The sequence below is a fragment of the Mitsuaria sp. TWR114 genome, from assembly GCF_007997345.1.
On record NZ_VOSR01000974.1, the window covers coordinates 1 to 1,274 of the forward strand.

The 1,274-nt window shown below is 68.6% G+C and carries 1 protein-coding gene; it reads right to left on the minus strand.

Annotated features, from left to right (window positions below):
* A partial coding sequence (locus tag FUT87_RS29520; protein WP_186830782.1) for a TonB-dependent siderophore receptor occupies positions 1-1,274 on the minus strand: 1,274 nt, incomplete at both ends.

The window sequence follows — 1,274 nt, forward strand, 5'->3', positions numbered from 1 at the left end:
GGCTCAGCGCGCCGGGCAGGCGGTAGCTGGTCGCCAGGTTGACGATGCGCGTGGCCAGGTGCGGCGAAAGCGGCGTGCCATCGGCCTTGCGTGGCGTGCCGTAGGCATAACCGGCCATCAGCTGCCAGCCGGTCAGCACCTCGCCGGAGACGCTCAGCTCGAAGCCCTCGGTCACCGTGCCGCGCTCGCCGCGGAAGGCCGGCGAGCCATCCGGCTGCAGCGTGCCGGTGGCCACCGGCACGTGGTCCTGCTTGGTGCGGAAGACCGCGACCGCGGTGTTCAGGCGGCCGCCGAAGTGCTCGCCCTTCACGCCCACCTCGACGTTGCTGCCGCGCTGCGGATCGATCACGTTGCCGCTTTCGTCCTTGGACGTGTTGGGCTGGAAGATCTGCGTGAAGCTGCCGTAGACCGAAAACTCGCCGGTCAGGTCGTAGACCACGCCGGCGTAGGGCGTGACGACCGAGGTTTCCTTGATTGGCACGCCGTCCACCCGCGCGCCGTTGGCCGTGCCGGCCCAGGAGCGCTGGTAGGACCGGTTCTCGTAGGAGGTCACCCGCGCGCCGACCAGCAGCGACAGCGCATCGGTCGCCTGCAGGCGCGTGGACGCATAGGCCGCGCGTTCGTCGGTCTCGGCGTTCTGGCGCAGGCGCGGGTACTGGAAGTCGGGCTTGGCGATCGCGCCGAGGTCGAAGACGCCACCCGGGCGGCGATCCAGCCGCGTGCCGGTGTTGAGCGCGCTGTTGTTGGCGATCTCGGTCTCCAGCTTGTTCACGTTGAAGCCGATCACCGCCTGGTGCGTGCGGCCGAACAGCTGGTAGGGGCCGGAGGCGTAGACGTCCAGCGACTTGTTGGTGCCGTCCGCCGGGTTGTCGCTCAGCGAGACGACGCCGATGTTGGTCGCCGCGTTGATCGGGAAGGTGGGCAGCGTGCTCTGCAGGTCGCCGCTGTAGCGCTCGCGCTGGTTCTTGACCTGTGCCACCTCGGCCTTGACCTGCCAACCGTTGTCGAAGGCGTGCTGCAGGTTGACGAAGACCCGCCGGGTCTCCATGTTCCAGGTGCTCCAGGGCGTGCTGAAGGAGTAGGAACGCGGCACCACCAGCCGCGCGCCGTTGCCGTAGTAGGGCGGGATGTTGCCGAAGTTGGCGCCGTCGATGTCGTTCTTCTGGTACTCGAAGCCGGCGGCCAGCACGGTGCGGGCGCCGAGGTCGGTCTCGACGATGCCGTAGAGCAGGCTGTCCTTGCGGCGCTTGTTGTCGATGAAGGTGTCGCCGCCC